The sequence below is a fragment of the Rhodococcus sp. NPDC056960 genome, assembly GCF_042674125.1.
Classification (GTDB): domain Bacteria; phylum Actinomycetota; class Actinomycetes; order Mycobacteriales; family Mycobacteriaceae; genus Rhodococcus_F.
Map to the genome: position 1 here is coordinate 1 of NZ_JBHURF010000013.1, position 23,481 is coordinate 23,481.

The 23,481-nt window shown below is 66.9% G+C and carries 22 protein-coding genes and 1 pseudogene; 16 read left to right on the plus strand and 7 right to left on the minus strand.

Translation table 11 applies throughout. The features are described from left to right. A partial coding sequence (locus ACFTWF_RS21035) for a PLP-dependent transferase (RefSeq protein WP_378463120.1) occupies positions 1-426 on the plus strand: 426 nt, incomplete at its 5' end. A gap of 97 nt (positions 427-523) precedes the next feature. On the opposite strand, the gene ACFTWF_RS21040 is transcribed toward ACFTWF_RS21035, so the two are convergent. The 5 genes from ACFTWF_RS21040 to ACFTWF_RS21060 form a co-directional block, all read right to left on the minus strand. Then, positions 524-1,291 carry a DeoR/GlpR family DNA-binding transcription regulator gene (locus tag ACFTWF_RS21040; RefSeq protein ID WP_378463121.1) on the minus strand — a complete coding sequence of 256 codons (768 nt, stop codon included), beginning with the start codon at positions 1,289-1,291 and terminating at the stop codon, positions 524-526. A gap of 11 nt (positions 1,292-1,302) precedes the next feature. After that, entirely contained in the window at positions 1,303-3,531 is a 2,229-nt protein-coding gene (gene pdxA, locus ACFTWF_RS21045; RefSeq protein WP_378463122.1) for a 4-hydroxythreonine-4-phosphate dehydrogenase PdxA, read from the minus strand. A gap of 76 nt (positions 3,532-3,607) precedes the next feature. Further along, positions 3,608-4,294, minus strand: a complete 687-nt coding sequence (locus ACFTWF_RS21050; protein ID WP_378463123.1) for an SDR family NAD(P)-dependent oxidoreductase — start codon at positions 4,292-4,294, stop codon at positions 3,608-3,610. Beyond that, complete coding sequence (locus tag ACFTWF_RS21055; RefSeq protein ID WP_378463124.1) at positions 4,291-5,517, minus strand: exo-alpha-sialidase; 1,227 nt, start codon at positions 5,515-5,517, stop codon at positions 4,291-4,293. The genes ACFTWF_RS21050 and ACFTWF_RS21055 overlap by 4 nt, the downstream gene beginning before the upstream one ends. 41 nt (positions 5,518-5,558) lie before the next feature. Continuing rightward, positions 5,559-7,133 (minus strand): ABC transporter substrate-binding protein, encoded by a 1,575-nt coding sequence (locus tag ACFTWF_RS21060; protein ID WP_378463125.1) that lies wholly within the window; start codon positions 7,131-7,133, stop codon positions 5,559-5,561. Between the two features lie 289 nt (positions 7,134-7,422). On the opposite strand from ACFTWF_RS21060, the gene ACFTWF_RS21065 reads away from it, so the two are divergent. The 6 genes from ACFTWF_RS21065 to ACFTWF_RS21090 are packed head-to-tail and all read left to right on the plus strand — an operon-like array spanning position 7,423 to position 12,811. Continuing rightward, positions 7,423-8,463 (plus strand): ABC transporter permease, encoded by a 1,041-nt coding sequence (locus tag ACFTWF_RS21065; RefSeq protein ID WP_378463126.1) that lies wholly within the window; start codon positions 7,423-7,425, stop codon positions 8,461-8,463. Beyond that, positions 8,460-9,404, plus strand: a complete 945-nt coding sequence (locus tag ACFTWF_RS21070; RefSeq protein WP_144285097.1) for an ABC transporter permease — start codon at positions 8,460-8,462, stop codon at positions 9,402-9,404. Before ACFTWF_RS21065 ends, ACFTWF_RS21070 begins: the two co-directional genes overlap by 4 nt. A gap of 1 nt (position 9,405) precedes the next feature. Next, positions 9,406-10,221: an ABC transporter ATP-binding protein gene (locus ACFTWF_RS21075; RefSeq protein ID WP_378463127.1), complete on the plus strand. Its 816-nt coding sequence runs from the start codon at positions 9,406-9,408 to the stop codon at positions 10,219-10,221. After that, positions 10,218-11,075: an ATP-binding cassette domain-containing protein gene (locus ACFTWF_RS21080; protein ID WP_378463128.1), complete on the plus strand. Its 858-nt coding sequence runs from the start codon at positions 10,218-10,220 to the stop codon at positions 11,073-11,075. The genes ACFTWF_RS21075 and ACFTWF_RS21080 overlap by 4 nt, the downstream gene beginning before the upstream one ends. Beyond that, positions 11,075-12,031, plus strand: a complete 957-nt coding sequence (locus tag ACFTWF_RS21085) for an aldo/keto reductase (RefSeq protein ID WP_378463129.1) — start codon at positions 11,075-11,077, stop codon at positions 12,029-12,031. The genes ACFTWF_RS21080 and ACFTWF_RS21085 overlap by 1 nt, the downstream gene beginning before the upstream one ends. Before the next feature lie 15 nt (positions 12,032-12,046). Beyond that, positions 12,047-12,811 carry an HpcH/HpaI aldolase/citrate lyase family protein gene (locus tag ACFTWF_RS21090; RefSeq protein ID WP_378463130.1) on the plus strand — a complete coding sequence of 255 codons (765 nt, stop codon included), beginning with the start codon at positions 12,047-12,049 and terminating at the stop codon, positions 12,809-12,811. A 94-nt stretch (positions 12,812-12,905) separates the two neighbouring features. Here the strand turns inward: ACFTWF_RS21090 and ACFTWF_RS21095 are convergent. Next, a pseudogene (locus ACFTWF_RS21095) lies at positions 12,906-13,289 on the minus strand (zinc-binding dehydrogenase); the annotation flags it as partial. A gap of 314 nt (positions 13,290-13,603) precedes the next feature. On the opposite strand from ACFTWF_RS21095, the gene ACFTWF_RS21100 reads away from it, so the two are divergent. Genes ACFTWF_RS21100 through ACFTWF_RS21110 form a run of 3 tightly spaced genes read left to right on the plus strand, consistent with a single transcriptional unit; the run spans position 13,604 to position 15,679 of the window. Next, positions 13,604-14,926: a cytochrome P450 gene (locus ACFTWF_RS21100; protein ID WP_378463131.1), complete on the plus strand. Its 1,323-nt coding sequence runs from the start codon at positions 13,604-13,606 to the stop codon at positions 14,924-14,926. A 5-nt stretch (positions 14,927-14,931) separates the two neighbouring features. Continuing rightward, positions 14,932-15,249, plus strand: coding sequence for a 2Fe-2S iron-sulfur cluster-binding protein (locus tag ACFTWF_RS21105; protein ID WP_378463132.1), 318 nt, complete (start codon positions 14,932-14,934; stop codon positions 15,247-15,249). 1 nt (position 15,250) lies between these two features. Further along, a complete protein-coding gene (locus ACFTWF_RS21110; protein ID WP_378463133.1) occupies positions 15,251-15,679 on the plus strand; it encodes a DUF2834 domain-containing protein in 429 nt (142 codons plus the stop codon). Positions 15,680-15,732: 53 nt separating this feature from the next. On the opposite strand, the gene ACFTWF_RS21115 is transcribed toward ACFTWF_RS21110, so the two are convergent. Continuing rightward, positions 15,733-17,121, minus strand: a complete 1,389-nt coding sequence (locus ACFTWF_RS21115; RefSeq protein ID WP_378463134.1) for an NlpC/P60 family protein — start codon at positions 17,119-17,121, stop codon at positions 15,733-15,735. A 308-nt stretch (positions 17,122-17,429) separates the two neighbouring features. Between ACFTWF_RS21115 and ACFTWF_RS21120 the strand changes: the two genes are divergently transcribed. The 6 genes from ACFTWF_RS21120 to ACFTWF_RS21145 all read left to right on the plus strand — a co-directional run bounded on the left by ACFTWF_RS21120 (position 17,430) and on the right by ACFTWF_RS21145 (position 23,474). Continuing rightward, complete coding sequence (locus tag ACFTWF_RS21120) at positions 17,430-18,533, plus strand: NAD(P)-dependent alcohol dehydrogenase (protein WP_378463135.1); 1,104 nt, start codon at positions 17,430-17,432, stop codon at positions 18,531-18,533. A gap of 55 nt (positions 18,534-18,588) precedes the next feature. Beyond that, on the plus strand, positions 18,589-19,383 hold the full coding sequence (locus tag ACFTWF_RS21125; RefSeq protein WP_378463136.1) for an MlaE family ABC transporter permease: 795 nt from the start codon (positions 18,589-18,591) through the stop codon (positions 19,381-19,383). Positions 19,384-19,515: 132 nt separating this feature from the next. Further along, positions 19,516-20,301, plus strand: coding sequence for an ABC transporter permease (locus ACFTWF_RS21130; RefSeq protein ID WP_252190200.1), 786 nt, complete (start codon positions 19,516-19,518; stop codon positions 20,299-20,301). Position 20,302: 1 nt separating this feature from the next. Next, positions 20,303-21,466: an MCE family protein gene (locus tag ACFTWF_RS21135; protein ID WP_378463137.1), complete on the plus strand. Its 1,164-nt coding sequence runs from the start codon at positions 20,303-20,305 to the stop codon at positions 21,464-21,466. After that, complete coding sequence (locus ACFTWF_RS21140; protein ID WP_378463138.1) at positions 21,466-22,473, plus strand: MCE family protein; 1,008 nt, start codon at positions 21,466-21,468, stop codon at positions 22,471-22,473. The genes ACFTWF_RS21135 and ACFTWF_RS21140 overlap by 1 nt, the downstream gene beginning before the upstream one ends. After that, positions 22,473-23,474 carry an MCE family protein gene (locus ACFTWF_RS21145; RefSeq protein ID WP_378463139.1) on the plus strand — a complete coding sequence of 334 codons (1,002 nt, stop codon included), beginning with the start codon at positions 22,473-22,475 and terminating at the stop codon, positions 23,472-23,474. The genes ACFTWF_RS21140 and ACFTWF_RS21145 overlap by 1 nt, the downstream gene beginning before the upstream one ends. Positions 23,475-23,481: the final 7 nt, after the last annotated feature.

The window sequence follows — 23,481 nt, forward strand, 5'->3', positions numbered from 1 at the left end:
GCCTTCCTCACCCTCCGCGGCATCAAGACGCTGTCCCTGCGCATGGAGCGGCACAGCGACAACGCGGAGAAGGTCGTCGAACTGCTCAGCGGGCATTCCGCGGTGTCGCAGGTGATCTACCCCGGGCTCGAGTCGCACCCCGGCCACAAGGTCGCCGAGAAGCAGATGCGTCGCTTCGGCGGCATGATCTCGGTCCGTCTCGCCGGTGGCAAGCAGGCCGCGCTGGACTTCTGCTCGCGCACCGAGATCTTCACCCTCGCCGAGTCCCTCGGCGGCGTCGAGTCGCTGATCGAGCACCCGGGCGCGATGACCCACGCCTCCACCGCCGGTTCGCTGCTCGAGGTCCCGGACGACCTGGTGCGCCTGTCCGTCGGCATCGAGGACGCCGCCGACCTCGTGGGCGACATCGAGCAAGCGCTCAAGTAGCAGGCGGCTCCGCCGCCCGTGCGTGGTTAACGAGTCTCTGGACTCGCCAACCACGCACGGGGCGCGGATCACCCTGCGGTGGTGCGGGTTTGAGCCCTCAGACCCGCACGACCCGCATTCCGGCGGAGTCGAAGGGTGCCGTCTGTTCGTGATCGGCCGAGTCGTCGGTGACGATCGTCGTTCCCGGTGGGATCGGCGCCCACGCATGGAACGGGCGGCGCCCGAGTTTGGCCGCGTGCGCGAGCACGTACACCTCGTCGGCGCGTTCGATCATGATCTCCTTGAGGCGGGTCTGTTCGAGTTCGGCCTCGCAGATGCCCAGATCCGCGGTGACGGCGTCCGCTCCGAGGAACGCGCGGTCGAAGGTGACGCGCTGGAGCGCGGCCTCGGCGAGCGGGCCGACGAACCCCTGGCTGAGGTGGCGGAGGGTGCCGCCGATGCACTCGACGCGCACGGAGTCGGCGTCGGCGAGCGACTCGAGGGCCGTGAGTCCGGCCGCGATGACGGTGATGTTCTCGATCTCGCGCAGGAACTCCCCCATCGCGCCCACCGTGGTGCCGGCGTCGAGGAGGATCGTCTCCCCCGGGCGCACCTGGTTCGCGGCCCATTCGGCGATCGCGCGCTTCGCGTCGAAACCCTCGAGGGCACGCTGGCGGAGTGACGACTCCTGCTGAGGATCGAGCGCGATCGCACCGCCGTACGTCCGGGCGATCAGCCCCTGAGACGTGAGCTGGCTCAGGTCCCGCCGGATGGTGGAGGCCGTGACACCGAACTGCGCCGACAGGTCCTCGACGCTGGCCAGCCCGATCGACCGGGCCAGTCGCACGATCTCGGACCGGCGTGCTTCCGACTCACGAACCGCCATGTTTCGTCCCCCTACTTCACAACCGCTGTGCTGGTTGCCAATTCGGCAGCCTGACGAAGAGCTTCGACCATACTACCGGCCTCCGCAATACCCTTGCCCGCGATGTCGAACGCGGTGCCGTGGTCGACGGAGGTCCGGATGACGGGCAGTCCCACCGTGATGTTGACGCCCGCCTCGATGCCGAGGACCTTCACCGGCCCGTGCCCCTGGTCGTGATACATCGCGACGATGAGGTCGTAGTCGCCGCGTCCCGCGAGGAAGAACGCCGTGTCCGCGGGCAACGGTCCGTGGACGTCGATGCCGTCCGCCTTCAGCAGCTCGACCGCGGGAATGATCTTCTGCTCTTCCTCGCCGTAGCCGAACAGTCCGTGCTCGCCGGCGTGCGGGTTGATGCCGCACACCCCGATCTTCGGTTCCGCGATCCCGGAGCGCACCAGCGCCTCGTGTCCCCGCCGGATGGTCCTTTCGACCAGGCCGGGTTCGATCTTGGCGACGGCGTCGAGCAGACCGATGTGGGTGGTCACGTGGATCACCTTGAGTTTCGGCGTCGACAGCATCATCGACACCTCCTCGGTGCCGGTGAGATGCGCGAGGAGTTCGGTGTGCCCCGGGAAGATGTGGCCTGCGGCGTGCAGCGCCTCCTTGTTGAGCGGGGCGGTGCAGATCGCCTGAACCTCCCCGCGCACGGCCAGTTCGCTGGCGACGCGGATGTACTCGTACGCGGCGTGACCGGCGACCGGCGACAGTTCGCCCCACGGCAGGTCGTCGGGCAGGAGGTCGAGATCGATGACGTTGACGCGGCCGGGCACCGACTGTGCGTCGGCGATCGACTCGACGGTCACGATGTCGGCGTCGATGCCGAGGACGTTCGCCGCGAGACGCAACCGCTTGGCGTCACCGATGACGACGGGGTTGCACCATGATCGGGTGGCCTCGTCCAGCAGTGCGGGGACGATCACCTCGGGGCCGATTCCGGCACCGTCGCCCATGGTGACGGCGACGGCGGGAAGGTTGGCGGTATCGGTTGACGCGCTCATGTGGGGTCCTCGCTGTGTGGGAGTGGGGGTGGGCGGCTGACCGCCGCGCAGGTAGGCCGCGATCGCGGAGAGGCTGGTGGCGTCGCCGAAGCTGCCGGGTCTGGTGACGACTCGCCGTCCGTCGGACGCGACGGAGGCGACGGCGCCGTGGTGGACTTCGTGGACCGGGCGAAGGGACGTGATTCCCAGCGCGTCGACGACGGCCCGCGCCGTCTCTCCGCCGGTGAGCACGAGATCGGATCGGCGGCCGTGTTGCACGGCGGCGACGAGCCTGCCCAGGGCGGCCGACAGACTCCGGGAGTTCGACGGGTCCACGTCACCGGTCACCGTCACCACGGCCTGACCGCTGTCGAGGGCGCGGCGCAGGGGCGCGGTGTCGACGGCGCCGAGCACAAGCGTCCGGGCGTCGAGGGGAACGTGCCGGGCTCCGTCGGCGACGAGTACGGCGACCTGTTGCACGGCAACGGGTTCCGCCGTCCCGACGACGGTGAGCACGGATTCGGGGTGGGCGGTCGCCGGGGCGGGAACGTCGCGGCGGGGCAGTGTGCGCGCCACGGCGGCGGCGAGGGCGGACGTCCCGATCAGTCGCACCCCGGGGAGCGCGCGGCAGGCCAGGACGATCGAGTCGAGGTCGGCATCCGTCTCGACGTCGCAGATCGCGAGGGCGCCGTCGGACGCCGCGCGGGCCAGCGTCTCGGCGACATCGCCACCGCGGGGCACGTTCCGGACGGGTCGGCCCGGGAAGAGAGCCGCGATCGACTCCGGGGGCGGCGCGGATTCCGCCGACCAGGCGCCGGCGGCGTGGAGCGGTGTCGAACCGAGGTGCACGATGCCGCCGCGCACGGTCCGGTCGACCGCAGGCAGGCCGGCGGCGACAACCACCGGACCGGTGTCGGCGAGGACACCCACCTCGGCGCCGATGTTGCCGCGCAGAAGTGAGTCGATCTTCTTCACCACGAGCGTGCCCACGGGAAGGCCGGCGAGTGCGTGCCGCGTCGCCCGGGCCGCCTCCGCCCCGCTCATCGACCGCGTGTCGAGATCCGCGACCACGACCCCGCCCGGTTCGTGCGCCTCGGCGGCGCCGAGAAGCAGCGAGACGGCCGCGCTCCGGCCGAGGAAGGCGCTCGCCACTTCGGCCGCGCCGGACAGGTCGTCGGCGAGGACCGCGACGGTCGGATCGGATCCGATCGATTTCGGTCTCATCGTGCCGCCTCTGCCCGATTGTATGCGCGTTTCGTGCACGTAATACTAGCAAAATTGCGCGTTGCGCGCAGCGCGTTCACAGGGACGCCCCCGCGCACTGCACGATCGCCTGACCCGTGATGCTCCCGCCGTGCGGACCGAGGAGGAAGCCGATCAGTCCCGCCACCTCGTCCGGTGCGATGAAGCGGCCGAGCGGCGGAACCTTCGGCGGGGTCGACGTGCGTGCCGGATCGTTCAGCATCGGAGTGTCCGTCGGGCCCGGCGCGACCACGTTGACCGTGATCGCCCGGTCCACCAACTCGGCGGCCCAGGACCGGGACATCCCCACGAGGGCCGACTTGGTGGCGGCGTATTGGCTCTTGCCCGCCGCTCCCGACATCGTGCGGCTCCCGACCAGGACCACCCGGCCGCCGTCGCGGATCGACGGCGCGAGCGTGTTGACGAGGACCTCGGCGGCGGCGACGTGGATGCGCCACATGTCCAGGCCGTCCTCCACCCGCAGTTTGCCCAGGGGCGCGGACGACTGCAGGCCGGCGGCGTGCACGACGGCGTCCACCGCACCGACCGCCGTCGCCTGCTCGGCCACCGCGTCGAGATCGCTGAGGTCGACGGGCACCCAGTCGAATCGGTCGTGTTCGATGCCGGGGTCGCGCCGGCTGAACCCGGTGACCGACCATCCGTCGTCCAGAAGCCGCTGCGCGGCGGCGGCGCCGATGCCGGAGCTGACTCCGGTCACGACCGCCCGCTTCGAATCCCCCGTCACGACCGGCCCCCGTCGGCAATCCAGCCCGCTTCGAGTTCGACGTATTCGATCGCCTGACGGAACCGGGTGAACGCCACGTGCAGGCGGCCGTCGTTCCCGCTGGTGATGCTGGGGTACGAGTACTCGCGGTTCAGGCCGTCGCGGGAGTTGTTGGACAGGCAGTACCCGTCCCCGGTCTCGAGGTCCCTGCGAAGCGGCCACGTCCGGCCGCCGTCCTCGGAGATCGCCAGCGTCATCGGCGCGCGGGGCGCGCCCCAGAACGCGCTGCGGCTGTCGCCGTCGTCGAGGGGTTCCGGTTCCGCGTCCGCCGCGGGCGCGGCGTCGGCGAGTCCGTCGTCGTCGATCTCGTCGTAGAGGGAGGTGCGCCGGGCGGTGGCGTCGGCGGCGCTGGACTCGTTGAACACCAGGGCGAGCCGGTCGCCGGGCAGGACGACGAACTGGACGGACGAGTTGTTGTTGGGAAGTTCGGTGGCCACCGGCTCGGTCCACGTGTCACCGTCGTCGGTGGAGGTGCTGCGGTAGATCGAGTCCGCCCAGCGGCTGCGGTACAGGGCGACGAGCGTGCCGTCGGCGAGGCGGCCGATGTTCATGTGCACACAGCCGACGCTGCCCGGCACGACCACCTCGCGCCAGGAGTCGCCGTCGTCGTCGGAGATCATCACGCTGCTGTAGTCGCGATCGCCCACCCATTTGCGGCCCTCGATGCGGACGCAGTGGAACACGGGAAGTAGGAGCCGTCCGGTGGGGAGCGCGGTCACCGGTTGGCGGACGAACACGCCCCCGGCCTCGGTCTCCGGCAGCAGCACGTGCGCCTCACCCCACGTCCGGCCGCCGTCGGCGGAGATGCGCCGCATGACCCGCGCCGTGTCCTGGTTGCCGGCGTGCTGCGAGGTCCACAGCAACCAGACCGCCCCCGACTTCGCCACGTGGAGAACGGGATTCTGCTCCGACCTCGTCGGATCATGGGACAGCTGCACGGGTTCCGACCAGGTGCCCGCGCCCTGCGCGAGCCGGGAGAACCACACGCTGATGTCCGGCACACCCTCCTGGGTACCCGCGAACCACACACAGGCGAGGGATCCGTCCGGCAGGACCGTGAGATTGGCGGCGTGATTCTGCACCTGCGGTGCGGGAAGCAGGGCGTCGCGGCGGCCACTCTCCGCGGCGGGACGAACGACGCCGTCGGCGGATCGGGTGTCGGTTGCGGGACTCGGTGTGGTCATCTGCGTCTCCAGTGCGTCGAATGGGCGGGGCGAGTCGTCGGTCAGGCGTGCAGCGCCGCGACGCTCAGGTCGTAGGAGTTGGTGGGGCGCAGCGCGACGCCGTCGATCCGCGAGCGCCGCGCGAGAACGGCTTTCGGGACGAACGACCACAGGCACGGGCACGTGTCCCAGATCTGCCGTTGCGCGTCGGCGAGGAGTGCGGCCCGCCGGGCGGCGTCGGCCTCCTCGGAGGCCTGGGTGATGATCCGGGTGATCTCGGGAAAGATGTACCCGTGGTAGGTGTCCCGCGTCGTTTCCTTCTCCGCGGTGCCCGCATACATGCCCTGCATGATGGTGAGGGCCAGACCCGTCGGGCTCGGGAAGCCGTTGCCCAGCACGTCCCAGTCGCCCGCCTTGCCCTGACGCCACTGCGAGATGTCGCCGCCGGGTTCGAACTGCTGCAGACTGGTGCGCACGCCGACCGCAGACAGCATCTGCAGCACCGATTCCATGATGTCGGTGTCGGCAGCGAATTCGCCCGTCTCCCAAATGATTTTCAGCTGGAGGTCGCGGACCCCGAGTGCGTCGAGTTCGCCGCGGGCCCGGGCCGGGTCGTAGGTGTACTCGCCGGTCTCGACGGCGCCGTCGAGGGTGAGGGGGATGACGCCGCGCGAGGGGGTGGCGGAGCCCTGGAGAACCTGGGCGGCGAGGGCGTGCCCGTCGATGGCGTAGGTCAGGGCCCGGCGCACCCGCGCATCGGCCAGCGGGTGTCCCTGCGGTTTCCGGAAATTGAAGAACAGCTGATTCAGCCGCACTCCGTCGATCCGGTCGATCGAGACACCCGACAGTCCGGCGAGCTGATCGGCGGCATCCGGGGTGATGGAGTCGATGACGTCGACCTCGCCGCTGCGCAACGTCACCACGCGGTTCGACTCGTCGGGCACGAAGCGGACGCGCACCGATTCGATCTGCGCCGGCGTTCCCCAGTAGTTCTCGTTGCGCACCAGGGTGTAGTTTCCGGTGCCGCGGTCGCTTTCCGTCACGACGTACGGTCCGGTCCCCACACCGGACTGCAGCTCTTCGGGGACGTTCGCGGCCGCCGGGGTGACGAGGATGTTCGACATGAGGTAGTCGAGCACCGGGACGGGGCGTTCGGTGTTCAGCGTGAAGCTGGTGTCGTCGATCTGGTCGACCGTGGGCCATTCGGGGAAGAAGCCGCCGACGAAGGATCCGTCGACCTGGCTGTACATCTGCAGGGCGGTCGCGACGTCCCGGACCTGCACCGGGCTGCCGTCCGAATAGCGGATTCCGGGACGCAGGTGCACGAACCACTGGGTGGGCGAGACGAGCTCGAACCGGTCGGCCAGGACCAGCTGGGGCCGCAGGTTCCGATCGATCTCGGTGAGGGCCTGCCGCACGCCGCGTTGCACGGTGAGAGCGGCGTCGAACTGGTTCAGCTTGTTGTCGAGGCTCACGAGCGATCGGTTCAGGGCCAGGCTCACGGTCCTCGGTCCGGGCGTTCCGGTCGGGGTCGCGCATCCAGCGGCGGATCCGAGCGTGAGGCCGGCACCGAGGAGCAGACCCGACCGGAGCAGCGTTCTCCTCGAAAAACGCTGTTCGAAAAGAGAATTGGTCATCGTCGACCTCTCGGGACTCAGGGTGTGGGGCGCGGCGATCCGGTACGGCGCGAGATGGTTGCCCACCACGCGATGTGATCGCCGGCACATCAGAACTCTACTCAGAGTTGCTTGAGATGCGCAAGATGAGGTCGAGACTTGCGCACAACGCGCATTAGTGCGATTGTGAGCTGAGTTACAAACGAAGCTGCTGTACCCGACACGCCGCGGTGTCGACACCTCCCATCGCCGGCGTTATCGAAAGGTCGACGATGACCCCTCACGCAGACACCGAACGGCCGGTGACCGAATGACGCAGCACGCCGCCGACACGGCATTTGCATCCCAGCCCCCGGGGTCGGCCTCCTCGGCGCCCCGCCGGACCTCCCATGTCCCGAGAGTGCTGACGGCGGCCATGCCCCGCTACGTCGCAAAACGACTCGGACAGAGCGCGCTGGCCGTCTTCCTGACCCTGACCACCGTGTTCGTCCTCATCCGGATGGCGCCCGGCGACCCCGCCTACTCGATGGCCGGGCCGCTGGCCACCACCGACGATCTCGCCCGCATCCGAGCGGACATGGGCCTCGACCAATCCGTGTTCACCCAGTACCTGCTGTATCTGCGCGGCCTGCTCCACCTCGATCTCGGGACGTCGTACTCGTTCCAGGCGCCCGCCTTCGACGTCGTCCTCGCCCGACTCCCCTACACGATCACCCTCGCCGTCTCGGCGATCGTGCTCACCACCCTGGTGTCCATTCCGCTCGGTGTGTGGATGGCCCGCCGCGCCGACACGAGACGCGAGCTCGGTGCCAACGTCGTCACCATCGCCGGTCAGTCCATGCCCGACTTCTGGACCGGCCTCATGCTCATCACCCTGTTCGCCGTCCTGATCCCGGTGTTTCCCGCCGCCGGCTTCACCACCTGGTCGAGCCTGGTGCTGCCGACGGTGACCGTGGCGGTGCTGCAGATCGCCCTCATCTCCCGCATGGTGCGCCGCGAAATGGTCGGCGCGTTCTCCTCCCCGTACATGACCGTCGCCCGCGCCCGAGGCGTCTCGGAACGCGAACTGATCTGGCGGTACGCCCTGCGGAACTCGGCGATCCCGGTGCTGACCGCGCTGGGCACGCGGTTCGCGTCCATGCTCAACGGTGTCGTCGTGGTCGAGGTCGTCTTCGCGTGGCCGGGCGTCGGCTCGCTGGTGGTGCGGGCACTCGAGACCCGGGACTACCCCCTCATCCAGGCCACCGTTCTGGTGACCGCGGTGCTCGCCGTCCTCGTGCAGCTCGTCGTCGATCTCTGTTACCCGCTTCTCGACCCGCGCGTCCGCCTCGGAAAGGGAACGAACAAATGACCACCGTCATCGATCCCCCGGCACAGGCGCGGCCGAGCGCCGTCACCGCCCGGGACATCGCCCGGGCCGGCGCCACCCGCCGGGCCCGCGACAGTCGCGTGAAGATCTGGGTGGGCAGCATCTGCGCCCTCGCCGTCATCGCGCCCGTCGCACTGGCGCAACTGCTTCCGCTTCCGTCGCCGGACGCCACCGACCTCTCCCAGCGCCGCCTTCCGCCGCTGACGGACGGGCACCTGTTCGGCACCGATCAACTCGGCCGCGACCTGCTCTCCCGCGTCCTCTACGGCGGTCAGGTGTCGCTGACGATCGGCATCCTCGCGGTCGTCGTGTCCGGGCTGATCGGACTGTGCTTCGGTGCCCTCGCCGGGTACCTCGGCGGCTGGACCGACACCGTCGTGAGCCGGCTCCTCGAGGCGCAGCTGTCGCTGCCGCTGCTCATGATGCTGCTGCTCGTCGTGGCCCTGTTCGGCCCGTCGATCCCCGTCATCACGTTCGTCATCGCGATCGCCCAGTGGCCGGAGATCGCCCGGCTGACCCGCTCACTCGTCCTCGTCGAACGCGAGAAACCGTATGTGGCGGCGTCCCGGGTGCTCGGGCTCGGACGCACCGCCATCCTGTTGCGCCACGTCGTCCCCAACGTCATCAAGCAGGCCTCGCTCGTCGTGCTGCTGCTCCTCGCGCAGGCCGTGCTCCTCGAGAGCGCGCTGAGCTACCTCGGGGCCGGGCCGCAACGCCCGTTCGCCACCTGGGGCCGGATCATCTCCGACGGCCAGGACTACATCACCACCTCCTGGTGGCTCGTCACCCTGCCCGGTCTCGTCATCGTGCTCCTCGTGATCGGGGTGAACCTGCTCGGCGACGGACTCCGCGACCGGCCGAAGTCGGTGCGACTGCAACCGGGTGTGCTGCACAAACTCCGGACGCGGAAGGGACGTGCCTGACATGGACAACCTCCTCAGGGTCGACGAACTGCAGATCGAACTCATCACCGCGCGCGGTGTCATCCGCGCCGTCGACGGCGTCTCCTTCGCCATCGACGCCGGTGAAACCGTGACGATCATCGGCGAATCCGGGTCGGGCAAATCGACCACCGCGATGGGCATCCTCGGTCTGCTCCCCGATGACCTCGCCGTCCTCTCGGGCGCGGTGCGGTTCAAGGACTGCGACCTCCTCGGGAAACCGAAGGCGCTCGCCAAGGTCCGGGGCCGGCACATCGCCCTGATCCCCCAGGACCCGATGACCGCGTTGAGCCCGGTGCACACCATCGGATCCCAGCTGCGGGAGGCCGTCCGCCACAGCGGCATCACCGGCCGGTCGAAGGAAACCGCGCGAGCCGTGGAACTTCTCGAGCAGGTGCGGATCCAGGACCCGGCGGGACAACTCGGGAAGTACCCGCACCAACTGTCCGGTGGGATGCTGCAGCGCGTGCTGATCGCCTGCTCGCTCGCGTCGAGCCCGGAACTGATCGTCGCCGACGAACCCACCAGCGCCCTCGACGTCACCGTGCAGGCGAGCATCCTCGATCTGCTCCTCGAACTGCAGGAGCGCACCGGCGTCGGCATGCTCGTCATCACCCACGACCTCGGTGTCGCCCGGCTGATGTCGGACCGCATCTACGTCATGAAGGACGGCCGCTTCGTCGAGAACGGCGACGCCGAAGACCTCGTTCGCCATCCCGGCAGCGCCTACACCAAGAAACTGCTCGACGCCGTCCCCCGGCTCGGCGACTACACCACGACCGTAGGAGCGTCGACATGAGTGCACCTCTGCTGTCCGTCGAAGATCTCGTCGTCGAATACCCGGTCCCCGACGGGGTGTTCCGTGCGGTCGACACCGTCAGCTTCTCGGTGGACAAGGGGGCGACGCTGGCCGTGGTCGGGGAATCCGGGTGCGGCAAGTCGACCATCGCGAAGTCGATCGTCCGGCTGCTCACCCCCACGTCCGGCCGCATCCTGGTGGACGGGACCGACATCGCGCAGCTCTCCGAGAAGGCGCTGCGTCCCTTCCGTTCTCGCGTGCAGATGGTCTTCCAGGATCCGTACGGGTCGCTCGATCCGCATCTGACGGCCGTCGACATCGTGGGCGAACCGCTACGCCTGCAGGGCGTCCGGAGCAAATCCGAGCGGGCCCGCCGGGCGGCGGCGCTGATCGACCGGGTCGGTCTGCCCGCGTCCGCGCTCCACCGCAGGCCCGCCGAGTTCTCCGGCGGTCAGCGGCAACGCATCGGCATCGCCCGGGCCCTGGCCAGCGACCCGGAACTGCTCGTGTGCGACGAGGCCACCAGCGCGCTCGACGTGTCGGTGCAGGCGCAGGTCCTCGACCTCCTCCGCGAGATCCAGCAGGACACCGGCCTGACCTACGTCTTCATCTCCCACAATCTCGGCGTGGTCCGCGAGATCAGCGACACCGTGATCGTCATGTCGCGCGGACAGGTGGTCGAAAGCGGTTCCACCACAGACGTTCTCGAACACCCCGCCGAGCCGTACACCCAGGCCCTGCGCGCCGCCGCGCTCGACCCCACCACCATGGTCGGGATCAAACCCCGCCACCTCGTCTCGCGCCTGTCCGGCGCGACCGAGGGTCCCCGCACCGCATCCCGAGGAGTAGCTTGATGCCCGAACTCGACCTGACCTCACTCGTGCTCGGCACGATGACCTTCGGCGACACCGTCGACTTCGACGGCGCCGCAGCCATGGTCGACGCCGCGCTCGATGCGGGAATCACCCACATCGACACCGCCAACGGGTACGCCGGCGGGGAATCCGAACGGATCCTCGCCCGGCTGCTGGCCGGCCGGCGCGACCGCGTCACCCTCGCCACCAAGGCGGGGATGCCCCACCCGGACGCGGGCGACAACTCCCCGCTCTCGCCCGCAGGCCTCCGGTCGAGCGTCGAGGCGAGCCTGAAGAGGCTGGACACCGATTACGTCGACCTGTTCTATCTGCATCAGCCCGACCGGGCCACACCACTCGCCGACACCCTGTCCACCGTCGCGGATCTGGTGTCGGAGGGCAAGATTCGCGCCCTCGGCGTCTCCAACTTCGCGGCCTGGCAGATCGCGGAGGTGAATCACACCGCCGACACCGTCGGCGCACCCCGCCCGATCGTGGCGCAGCAGCTCTACAACCTCCTGGCCCGGCGGATCGAGGAGGAGTACGTCGAGTTCGCGGCGGTCACCGGCCTGATCACGATGGTCTACAACCCCCTCGGTGGCGGTCTGCTCACCGGACGGCACTCGTTCGACACGAATCCCGCCGACGGCCGTTTCGGTGATTCGCGGCTCGCGCAGATGTACAAGGAGCGGTACTGGAACACCGCGATCTTCGACGCCATCACCCAGCTGTCCGTGATCGCGGACAAGGCCGGCATCCCCCTCACCGAACTCGCCCTCCGCTGGCTGGTGTCCAAGCCCGCCGCCGGCCCCGTCCTCCTCGGCGGATCGAAGGTCGCGCACCTGCAGTCGAACATCGCCGCCGTCGCGAAGGGCAGACTCGACGACGAACTGATCGACGCGTGCGACGAAGTGGGCAGCGCCCTGCGCGGACCCATGCCCAACTACAACCGCTAGGAGAAACACCCCCTCATGAGCGCCCAGGAATTCGCGGCCCGACTCCGCGGCCGGGAACGGATCGTCGGCTACTGGTCCGTCATCGACAGCCCGGTCTCGACCGAATGGCTCGCCCACGTCGGCTGGGACTACATCGCCCTCGACCTCCAGCACGGCCTGATCGGGTACTCCGGGATGGTCGCGGGACTCACCGCGATCGACGCGTCCGGCTCCTCCGTGGGAATGGTCCGCGTCGAGTCGAACGATCCGACACCGATCGGCCGAGCGCTCGACGCCGGTGCGGCGGGAGTGATCGTTCCACTGGTGAACACGGCCGAGGAGGCCGCCCGCGCCGTCGCGTCGGCCACCTACCCGCCGGCCGGAATCCGCTCGTACGGTCCGATGCGCTCCCAACTGCGGATCGGCCCGACACCGGCGGACGCCAACCGCGACACGGTGCTCGTCGTGATGATCGAGACCCCGCAGGGCCTCGCGAACGTCGAGGAGATCTGCGCCGTCCCCGGACTCGACGGCGTCTACGTCGGACCGTCCGACCTGCGCCTCGCCGTCGGCGGCGCCCACCCGAACGATCCGAGCGTCGACAACGAATTCGAGGCCGCCCTCGTCCGGGTCCGGGAAGCCGCCGCCGCAGCCGGCATCGCGGCGGGCATCCACACCCCCGACGGATCCGTCGCGGCACGCCGACTCGCCGAGGGCTACACCTTCGCCACCGTCGCCTCCGACCTCACCCACCTCAAGGCCGTCTCCGCCGCGCACCTCAAAGCAGCGACCGGGGGGTAGATCGGTCACCAACGGTCGACGCGCCGTCCGCATCGCCCCTCGAGGTGATGCGGGCGGCGCAACTACTCGTGCACCAGTGGCACACGTGCGCGGGTCAGAACCGAAGGAGGACCTTGCTCGACGAGGACGCATCCTTGGCCAGCGCGAAGGCGGTGAGCGCATCCGCGACGCCGTACTCGGCCGTGACGATCGGATCGACCACCAGCGAGCGGTCGGCCAGCGCGGCCACGACCTCGTCGTTGAACCGGAACGAGCCGACCAGGTCCAGTTCCCGGGTGATTGCAATCGACACGGGTACCGGCTGATCCCCGGAGGAGAGCAACCCGACCATGACGACGCGGCCGCCGCGTGCCGTCCCGTGGATCGCCGACGTCAGACCGCGATGGTTGCCGGAGCATTCGATGGTGACATCTGCCGCAACCGCTGCGATCCCGTCGGCGTCGGTGGCGGTGAGTGTCCGGTCCGCGCCGACTTCACGCAGGCAGTCGTCGACAGCAGGCACACAGGCGAAACGTGCTGCGAGGAAGTCGATCGCACCCTGTCGCTTCCGTCAGTGAGCATTCTGCCACCAAATACGGTCGAAGTATAGATATTGTCTGACCAAAATAGGCGCGTGTCGACTCACGCGCATTCAGCACCGCTCAACCCCTCCGAAGCGGGATCAAAACACCTCATCCGGGTGACGCACCAGCCTCCGGCATGCGTGAGACTCGAGTCACAGAGCATCAGGACGTCGAGGGTGACACTCGAGCGTCCGACTCTCTTCAGCCCACACCAGAGAGAAGGTTGATCATGACGACGGTCGAATCCGCCGACACCACAACAATTCCCGACGACATAGGCAGGCAGATCGTTCTCCCCGAGGGACACAGCGACGACGCGAAACTGCACGAGGCCTACCGGTGGCTTCGCGAGAACCAGCCCCTCGGGCAGGCGCGGGTCGAGGGGTACGACCCTCTCTGGCTGGTCAGCAAGCACGCCGACCTGATGGAAATCGAGCGACAGCCAGAGATTTTCAGCGCCGGCGGTGGCGAGAACAAGGGCTCGCACAACCCGATTCTCAGCAATCAGGCCGGTGACGAGTTCACGAAGACACTCACCGGAGGCAGTCTCCGCATTCTCGACGCGCTGCCCTACCTCGACCCGCCGGAACACACCACGATCAAAGATGTTGCGTTCGACTGGTTCCGCCCGGCGAACCTCAAGAAGTGGGAAGACCGCATTCGCGAGACCGCGCGTGAATCCGTCACGCGCCTCGTGTCCGGAAAGCAAGACCTGGATGCCGTGCACGAGTTCGCCGTGTTCTTTCCGCTGCACGTCATCATGTCACTCTTCGGTGTTCCTGTGGAAGACGAACCACGCATGATGGCGCTGACGCAGGACCTCTTCGGGGTCGCCGACCCGGATGCGAAGCGCGACGACATCGAAACCCTGTCCCCCGACGCCGCGGCACAGCAGTGGGCGGCAGCGATCGCGGACTTCTACGCCTATTTCGATGTTCTCGTCGAGAGCAGACGCGCCGAACCGCGCGATGACCTGGCTACTCTCATCGCCGTCGCGAAGGACGCGAGCGGGGAATACTTCCCCAAGACCTTCGCCTACGGATGGTTCGTGGCCATCGCCACCGCCGGCCACGACACCACGGCCAGCACCCTCGCGGGATGCCTGCAACAGCTGGCTGCGCGTCCCGACATCCTCGAGCGCGTCCAGGGCGACCTCACCCTGGTTCCGCACCTCGTGAACGAGGCACTGCGGATCGTGTCGCCGGTGAAGCAGTTCACCCGTGTCGCTCTCAGCGATTACGAACTTCGGGGACGCACCATCAAGGCCGGTGACCGCCTGATGCTCCTGTTCCAATCCGGCAACCGCGATGCCGAGGTATTCGACAATCCGGACACCTTCGACGTCGACCGACGCCCCAACAAGCAGATCGCCTTCGGCTACGGTCCGCACATGTGCATCGGACAGCATCTCGCCAAGCTCGAGATGAAGGTCATGCTCGAGGAGCTGCTGCCCGCACTCCGGCGTGTGGAGGTGACCGGCGATCCCAAGATGATCCAGACGAACTTCGTCGGCGGACTCCGGCGTCTCCCTGTCCACCTGACGTTCGCGTGAGAATCATGAGCAAAGTTACGTACCATCTTCCCGACGGGACGACCGAGCGGGTCGACGTCGAACCCGGCGAGACGCTCATGAACGCATCGCTCCGCAACAATCTCCCCGGCATCGTCGCCGAATGCGCCGGCAGCTGCGCCTGTGCCACGTGCCACGTTCATCTCCCGAAGGAGTACACCCACTTCTTCGCCGAACCGAGCGACGAGGAGTTGGATCTGATCGCATATCTGGATGCGGCGGACGGCGATTCCCGCCTGTCCTGCCAACTCGTCGTCGGTGACAGCGACGCCGAGATCCACGTCCGAGTCGCAGACAGCAGGTGACATGGTGACGACGCCACTACACGGCAGCACGGCGATGAACGTGCGGCATGCGTGCTACCTCGTCGCCGGGATCGCGGCACTACTCCTGACGTGGCCGTTCGCGTTCGACTGGATCGGCGACGGCGGCAACATCATGAACCCGGTCGCGTTCTTCGGAGACGGCATCGAACCGGGCGGCACGGCAGCATTCCTGAGCATCGACATGCTGATCGCGTGGGCGGTCTTCATCGTGTGGGTTCTCACCGACACCGTGCGGATCGGAATGGGCCGCAAATGGGGCGTGGTCTTCGTTCTGTTGTCCTACATCGGCGTCTCGATGGCCTTTCCGTTCTATCTCATTGCTCGCGAGCGGTTCCTGTCGAGTCACGCTCCCGGACAGCCGGTGTCGGCGTCGAACGGCCGCGAATCGAGTGCGTCGACGAGCACGTAACAGCTGTAGTTGCCCGACACGCTAAGTGCGCCAGGACCTCGGTCCTGGCGCACTTAGCGTTCCGTCACGATGCCGAGGTGCCGTTCACACAGCCGGCGGGCCTTCATTCCCTCGAATACCGGCGCGACGCGGACCACGTCGCCGGTTGTCGGGGCGTGGACCATCTGCCCGTTTCCCACGTAGATCGCGACATGCCCGGGTCCCGACGGGCCCCAGTTCCCGAACAACAGATCTCCCGGCCTCGCGTCAGCGAGCGGTACCTCCACACCGACATTCCATTGCATCTCGGAAGTGCGTGGAAGGGACAACCCCGCTGTGGCCGCGTGGACGGCATAGGACGTCAGCACGGAACAGTCGAAACCTCCCGCCGAGGGACCGTCGACGTCCCCGCCGCCCCATACGTATGGGAGACCGAGGTACCGGACAGCGGCTTCGACGATCTTGCCGCCGATGCCGTCGGCCCCGCCTCCGAAAATTCCGAGTAGGGAGGCATATCGCGACTCGGATGCGCGGATCTTCGCGACGTAGGGCTTCGTCTGATTCTCGTAATCTGCCGCACCTGAGGGCATACCGCGACTGTTTCGGACTGCGCCCACACCTGCGTTGTACCCCGCGATCGTGAGGTCGAGCGTGTCGCCGACCACCTCTCCCTGCGATTTCCACTGTTCGATCTGGTCGTACATGTCGCAGAGCAGGTGACCGGACGCCATGACCGAGTCTGCGACGTCGAGGATGTCGGCCTTCCCGTCCCCGTCGGCGTCCTTGCCATATCTCGCCCAGGTGGCGGGCATGAACTGCCCCGGACCGCGAGCGCCGGACGGTGACACCGGAGCGGCTGCGCCGTAGCGAAACCCGTTCTCCGCCGAGTACAGCGCAGCGAGAACGGGTGCCTTCACGCCGTCGCAGATGGCGCCCGCCTTCTGGAACCACGGAACGAAGACGGCGATCGAACCGATAGCCGACGAAGTTGCTGCGGAAGAATCGAGCACCGACGGCACCCATTGCGACAGCGCGCCGTCACTCTCCCCCTGCGCAAGTGCATCATCCATCGTCCGTGACGGCCACCACGACGGGGAATACGGCTCCGTCGCGACCGGCCCGGCGGACTGCGAACTCGAGTCGGCCTCAGCGCGGGGATCCCGAGGCGGCAACGGGTCCTGCGGGAACGCGGGTTCGGGCACGGGCGGCAGATAGGGTGCTACTGCATCCTGCACTGCAACGGCCGCGGCATCGACTGCTCGACGAACCGAATCCTGAGCTTCTCGGGGCAGGTTCGCGATGGACTCGTCGATCTGCGTGTCCAACTCCGGCGCGGCCTCCACGATCGATTGAACCTGTTGCGTCGCAATGCCTTGCGCGGGCTCTGGCAAATCGGCGCCATGCACGAAGCCCCCGATTGCCGCGGCTACCCCGACGATGATCGCCGAAGGGTCAACAGACATTGTTTCCTCCTGAAGTATGAGCCAGGCCAACGAAACTCATGAGATGTGACTCGAGTCTCTCCCGCGCGCTTTCCTCGCCGCGTCGCACCAGAGGGTGGTTCGGGTACTTCATCAGAGCTACGGACCGACCCGCAGCGACAGGGCCGCCGATCGCCATCTCCCCCCACCGGGGGAGCGAAGGGGGAGATTCGAGCGAACTTGCCCTTTTCCCCTACTTTTCGGCCTTGTGACCTACATAACATCACCTGTGCGCAAGTGATGCCCGACAACGGGCACATCCGGCAATACATTCGAAGCTAGGAGCAACCGTGCAGATCAGCGCCGCCGTAGTCCACGACGTCTCGGGTGACTTCGCGATCGAGACCGTGTCTCTGAGCGAACCGACCGAACACGAAGTCCTCGTCGAGATCGCCGGCGTCGGTCTCTGCCATACCGACGTGGCCGTCAAGGAGGGCCACCTCCCATTCCCCCTCCCGGGCGTCGTCGGCCACGAAGGCAGCGGCACCGTCGTGAGGGTCGGGTCCGGTGTCACAAAGGTGGCAGAGGGCGACAGGGTTGCCATCAGCTTCAACAGTTGTGGCGAGTGTGCCCACTGCGGCAAGGGCGAGCCTGCCTACTGTCACAATTTCATGGCGTTCAACTTCGGGGGCGTACGTCCGGACGGCAGTTCGGCGCTCACCGTTGGTGATACGCCGCTCGGCGGCAACTTCTTCGGCCAGTCCTCCCTTGCGACACATGCCATCGCTCACGAGCGCAACGTCGTGAAGGTTGCGGACGACGCCCCGCTCGAACTCGTCGGTCCGCTCGGCTGCGGAATCCAGACCGGCGCGGGCGCGGTGTTGAACTCACTCGACGTCGCTCCGGGTTCGTCACTGGTCGTCGTCGGGGCAGGTTCGGTCGGCCTTGCCGCCGTGCTCGCCGCAGTGGTCCGCGAGGTCGGCGCGATCATCGTCGTCGAACCTCATCAGTCGCGGCGCGATCTCGCGCTCTCCGTAGGCGCGACTCACGTCATCGATCCCGCGACGGGTGCCCTCTCCGAACAGATCCGGGCAATCGTGCCCGACGGCGTCGACTACGCCATCGATACGACAGCCCTACTTCCCGTGCTGGACCAGATCCTGCAGTCACTGGGTGTCCGGGGCTCCCTCGGCCTCATCGGAGTCCCCGCCGACCCGACTGCCACGATCCCCCTCGGCATGATGTCGACGCAGCTCTTCGGTCACACGATTCGCGGGATCGTCGAGGGAGATGCCGACCCCGACACGTTCATTCCTTACCTTCTAGATCTCCACCGTCAGGGCAAGTTCCCGTTCGACAAGTTGATCACGACGATGCCGTTCTCACAGATCAACGAGGCTGTGGCCGTGCAGCATCGAGGTGAGGCGGTGAAGGTCGTCCTCGTTCACGAGTGATGGCCAACCCTGCTTGCCCGTCGGATGCTCCGGATACAGTGAGAAAGGCTGTTCGATGTCAGTAGATCTGAAAGCACGCCCGCCGAAGGCGAGCGCTGTCCGGAAGGCCGTCCAGGTCGCGCCGACGGCCGTCGGCGCGTTCTACGCGACGTCGATGGAGACCTTCCGATGCATGTTCAAGCGCCCCTTCCACGCTCGCGAGTTCATTCAGCAGGCGTGGTTCATCGCCGGTGTATCGATCATGCCGGCGCTGCTGATGGCGATTCCCTTCTGCATGATGTTCGTCTACCAGATCAACATCCTGCTGGCCGAGATCGGCGCCGTCGACCTCAGTGGCGCCGGCGCCGGCGTCGCGATCATCCGGGAAATCGGCCCGGTTGTCACGGTTCTCGTCGTGGCAGGCGCCGGCTCGACCGCGATCTGCGCCGACCTGGGTTCACGGACGATTCGTGAAGAGATCGACGCGATGAAAGTGCTGGGGATCGATCCGATTCAACGCCTCGTTGTGCCGAGGGTGCTGGCGTCGACTTTGATCGGGATGTTCCTGAACGGCCTCGTTTCGGCGGTCGGCCTGGTGGGCGGCTATATCGCGACGGTGTACATGCAGGGTGCGTCGCCGGGCCAGTACGTCACGGCGATCTCGATCCTGACCAAACTGCCCGACTTCCTCGTCAGCGAGGTGAAAGCGGCGGTGTTCGGTCTGCTTGCAGGACTCGTCGCGTGCCATTTGGGACTCAACGCGAAGGGCGGACCCAAGGGCGTGGGAGACGCAGTGAACCAGACCGTCGTGTTCAGCTTTCTGCTGCTTTTCCTCGCCAACTCGGTTATCACGACTCTCGCGCTGCACTGACAGCGCTCCACCTCTGGCCGCGAAGACGGCTGTCAACGGGAGAATTCTGTGTCGAAAGCTACTCGGGCCACCGGCGCGAGACCCAGGGTTGCCACGGTCGCGCTCAGCGTGGTCGATGCACCGATCGGCCACATGGAGGAGATGGGGCGACAGCTCCACTTCTACAGCCATGCTGTCACCGCGATTCCGCGCACTTTCCGGCGGTACCGGAAGGAAACGCTTCGGCTACTCGCCGAGGTCAGCATGGGCACCGGCGCCCTCGCGGTCATCGGGGGAACTCTCGTCGTCATCTCTCTGCTCACCACCGCGGTCGGATACGAAGTGGGCCAGCAGGGTGCTACCTCGATGGGGCGCATCGGGATCGGCGCGCTGTCCGGATTCATCTCGGCGTTCTTCAATACCCGGGAGGCCATTCCGGTCATCGCGGGTATTGCGCTGACGGCGACGGTCGGTGCGGGTTTCACCGCGCAACTCGGCGCGATGCGCGTGAGCGAAGAGATCGATGCCATGGAGACCATGTCGATTCCGTCGCTCCCCTACCTGGTGACGACCCGGGTGATGGCCGGAATCATCGCGGTGATTCCGCTGTATGCGGTGGCGTTGTTCGTCGGATACGTCGCCACCCAGCTTGTTACCGAATACCTCGGCGAGGCGAGCGGAACGTACCAGCACTACTTCAACGTATTCCTCGTGCCCAGCGACGTCGCGTGGTCGATGGTGAAGGTCCTCGCGATGTCGGTGGTGGTGATGTGTGTGCACTGCTACCACGGTTACAACGCGAAGGGCGGGCCGGCGGGAGTCGGCGTCGCCGTCGGTCGGGCCGTGCGCACCTCCTTGATCGCGATCATGGTCATCGACCTGCTCGTCGGAATCGCCGTCTACGGTGGCTCCGCCGGCGCCGTGAAAGTGGCGGGCTGACATGGGTGGCCATATCGAAGAGCGAAGCCGCCTGGTGTACGTGCTCCTGGGTGTGTGTCTGGTGACGCTGTTCGCGATCGCGACCGCGGTATCCGTCGGCATCTATCGCGGATCGTTCGCCTCGACCGTCCCGGTGACGTTGTATTCGGCGCGGTCGGGTCTCATGCTCGAACCCGGATCCGATATCAAGATGAGAGACGTCGTCGTCGGCCGGGTCTCGAAGGTGCAGCTGGTGGACGACCAGGCCCAGATCACCATGGACATCGACGAGAGCCGGACGTCGGCGATACCGGAGAACATCACGGCCGTGATCGATCCGACCACGTTGTTCGGCCGCAAGTTCGTCACGCTCGTGCAGCCGGAACATCCCTCGGCGACCACTGTGTCGGCGGGCTCGGTGGTTCGGGGCACCGGCGTGGCCACCGAGGTGAACGACCTCCTCGACTCGCTGGTGACGGTGCTGCGCACCGTGGAACCGCAGAAGGTCAACGCGACGCTGAGTGCGTTGTCCACGTCGCTGCAGGGCCGCGGCGACCAACTCGGCGACATGATGGTCGAGCTCGACACTTACCTGTCCGAGTTCAACGGCAGCCTTCCCACGTTGCAGCGCGATCTGGTCAAGGGTGCGGAGGTCTCCGACGTCCTCGCCGACGCCGCTCCGGACCTCCTTCGAACCGTGGACCATGTCATCACCACCGGAGACACGGTGACCGAGAAGAAGGATCAGTTCAGCGCGTTCCTGCTCAGTTTCAGCAGCTTCGGCAACAGCGGACGGAGTTTCTTCGAGGCCTCCGGTGAACCGTTGGAGAAGTCGTTGGATGTGCTGGAGCCGACGACCGCACTACTCGCGCAGAATGCGCCGATGTATCCGTGCTTCCTGGCGAGCATGGACCAGACCAACAAATATCTCGAGCGCACCGTCGGTGGTTCTGATCAGGCCGGGTTGAACATCCTCGGCACCCTGTTGATGGGCGATCCGCCGTACACGTACCCGAAGAACGCGCCGAAGAACGGTGCCGACGGCGCACCGCGGTGTTACGACCCCGCGCAGGCACCGGGACACACCGATTTCGACGACGGCAGCCACGCCTACCAACCCGCGCGCGGCATCGAGGATCTGATCGGCAACCCGTTCGCGCAGTTCATGTTCGGAGGTGGACGCTGATGACGAAGGCACCCGGAATCAAGTTGCTGATCTTCGTCCTGGTCACCTCGCTGACGGGGTTCGGTGTGGCGACGGTGGTGGGCAACATGCGCTTCGGTAGCACGAACACCTATCAGGCCGTCTTCGCGAACGCGTCCGGACTGGGCAACGGCGAGGACGTCAAGGTCGGCGGTGTGCCGATGGGCAAGGTACAAGGGGTGGAGTTGGCCGCGGACGGTACCGCGGTGGTGTCGTTCTCCCTGTCCACCGAGCGCCCTCTGACGGAGGGGACCATGGCGCGGATCAAGTACAAGAACCTGATCGGTGACCGTTACGTGGAGTTGTCGAACGGACCGGGTGCCATCGGTCCGCTCGACGGCCCGATTCCACTCCAGCAGACCACCCCGGCACTCGACCTCGACCAGGTGGTCAACGGGTTCCGGCCGCTCCTGCAGGGACTCGACCCGGATCAAACCAATCAACTGTCCGCCTCCCTGATCGAGGTACTCAACGGCCAGGAAGCAAGCATCGGGCGTCTCGTGGCTCAAATCGGAACCCTGAGCAACACACTGGCGGACCGGGATCAGGCGATCGGTCAGGTGGTCAGCAACTTCAATACGGTCGTCGGGACCGTCAACGATCGCGGTGACCAGTTCTCGACGCTCATCGATCAGCTGCAGCAGCTGGTCGCGGGCCTCGACGGTGACCGTGATCTGATCACCAACTCCCTGGTGAACATCGACCATGTCACCGACAGTCTCGCAAGTGTGCTCGACCAGAACCGGCCTGCGATCGCGCAGGACGTCGTCGCATTGGGTGATCTCGCGGGCAACCTCGACGCCAATACCGACACCCTGAACATGGTGCTGTCCACATTGCCCGAGAACTACCGCCTCATCAGCCGCGTCGCGGGCTACGGCAGTTTCGTGAACTTCTTCGTCTGCGGTCTCGCGATCAAGTACGCGTCCGGGCCGGGTCCCGGTGGCGTCACACCGATGTTCAAGGCTCCCGCAGAAAGGTGCCAGTGATGGCTCAGAAGTCCTTCCTCGAGCGGGATGCGTTCCGCATGGGCCTCATCGGAACAGCGGTGTTGATCGGGGTCCTGTTCCTTGCGCTCAATTTCAAGTCCATTCCCGGAATCAGCGGGGCCACCACCTACCATGCCGAGTTCGCTGATGCCAGTGGCCTCGCCGTCGGTGACACCACGCAAATCGCCGGGGTGAAAGTCGGTGAGGTGAAAAAGCTTTCGATCAGCGACGGAAAGGTCGACGTCGAGTTCGACGTGGACAGTGGCGCGGTCGGGCTCGGTGACGACACGACGGCAGCGATCAAGGTCGAAACTGCTCTCGGTCGGCGGTACGTGGAGATCACACCGGGGCGTCACGGCGAACTCGCCGACAACGCGACCATCCCCCTGGCACAGACCAGCTCGGGATACGACATCACCCGGGCGCTCGAGGAAGTCACCGACAAGGTGTCCGAGACCGACACCGTCAACCTGTCCGGCGCACTCGAGCAGGTCTCCTCGGTCGAAGACGAGCTTCCGCCAGACCTGCAGTCCTCTCTCGACGGCCTGTCCCGCCTGTCCGAGACGGTATCGAGCCGGGACGAGGAACTGCGTCGGTTGCTCGCGGGTGCGGCCGACGTGTCCAAGATCCTCGCGGATCGGGACGGCCAGGTCTCGGCGCTGTTCGGCCAAGGCCAGTCGCTGTTCGCCGCCCTGAACAACCGGGCGGACACCATCCATCACGTCCTCGTGCAGTCCCGTCAGGTGGCCGACGCGCTCACCGGGCTGTCCCGCGACAACGCGGCAACACTCGGACCCACTCTCGATCAGATGAAGACCCTGGTGGCCACATTGAACAGCAATTACGACAACATCAACGCCTCGCTGACCGGCCTCGAACGGTTCGCGAGGCAGGTCGGTGAGGCGGTGGGCAGCGGACCGTTCTTCGGGGTGCTGCTGCACAACATCGTCCCGGCCAATCTCTCCGGGCAGCTTCCCGGAAGTTTCGGGGGGCCGCGCTGATGGCATC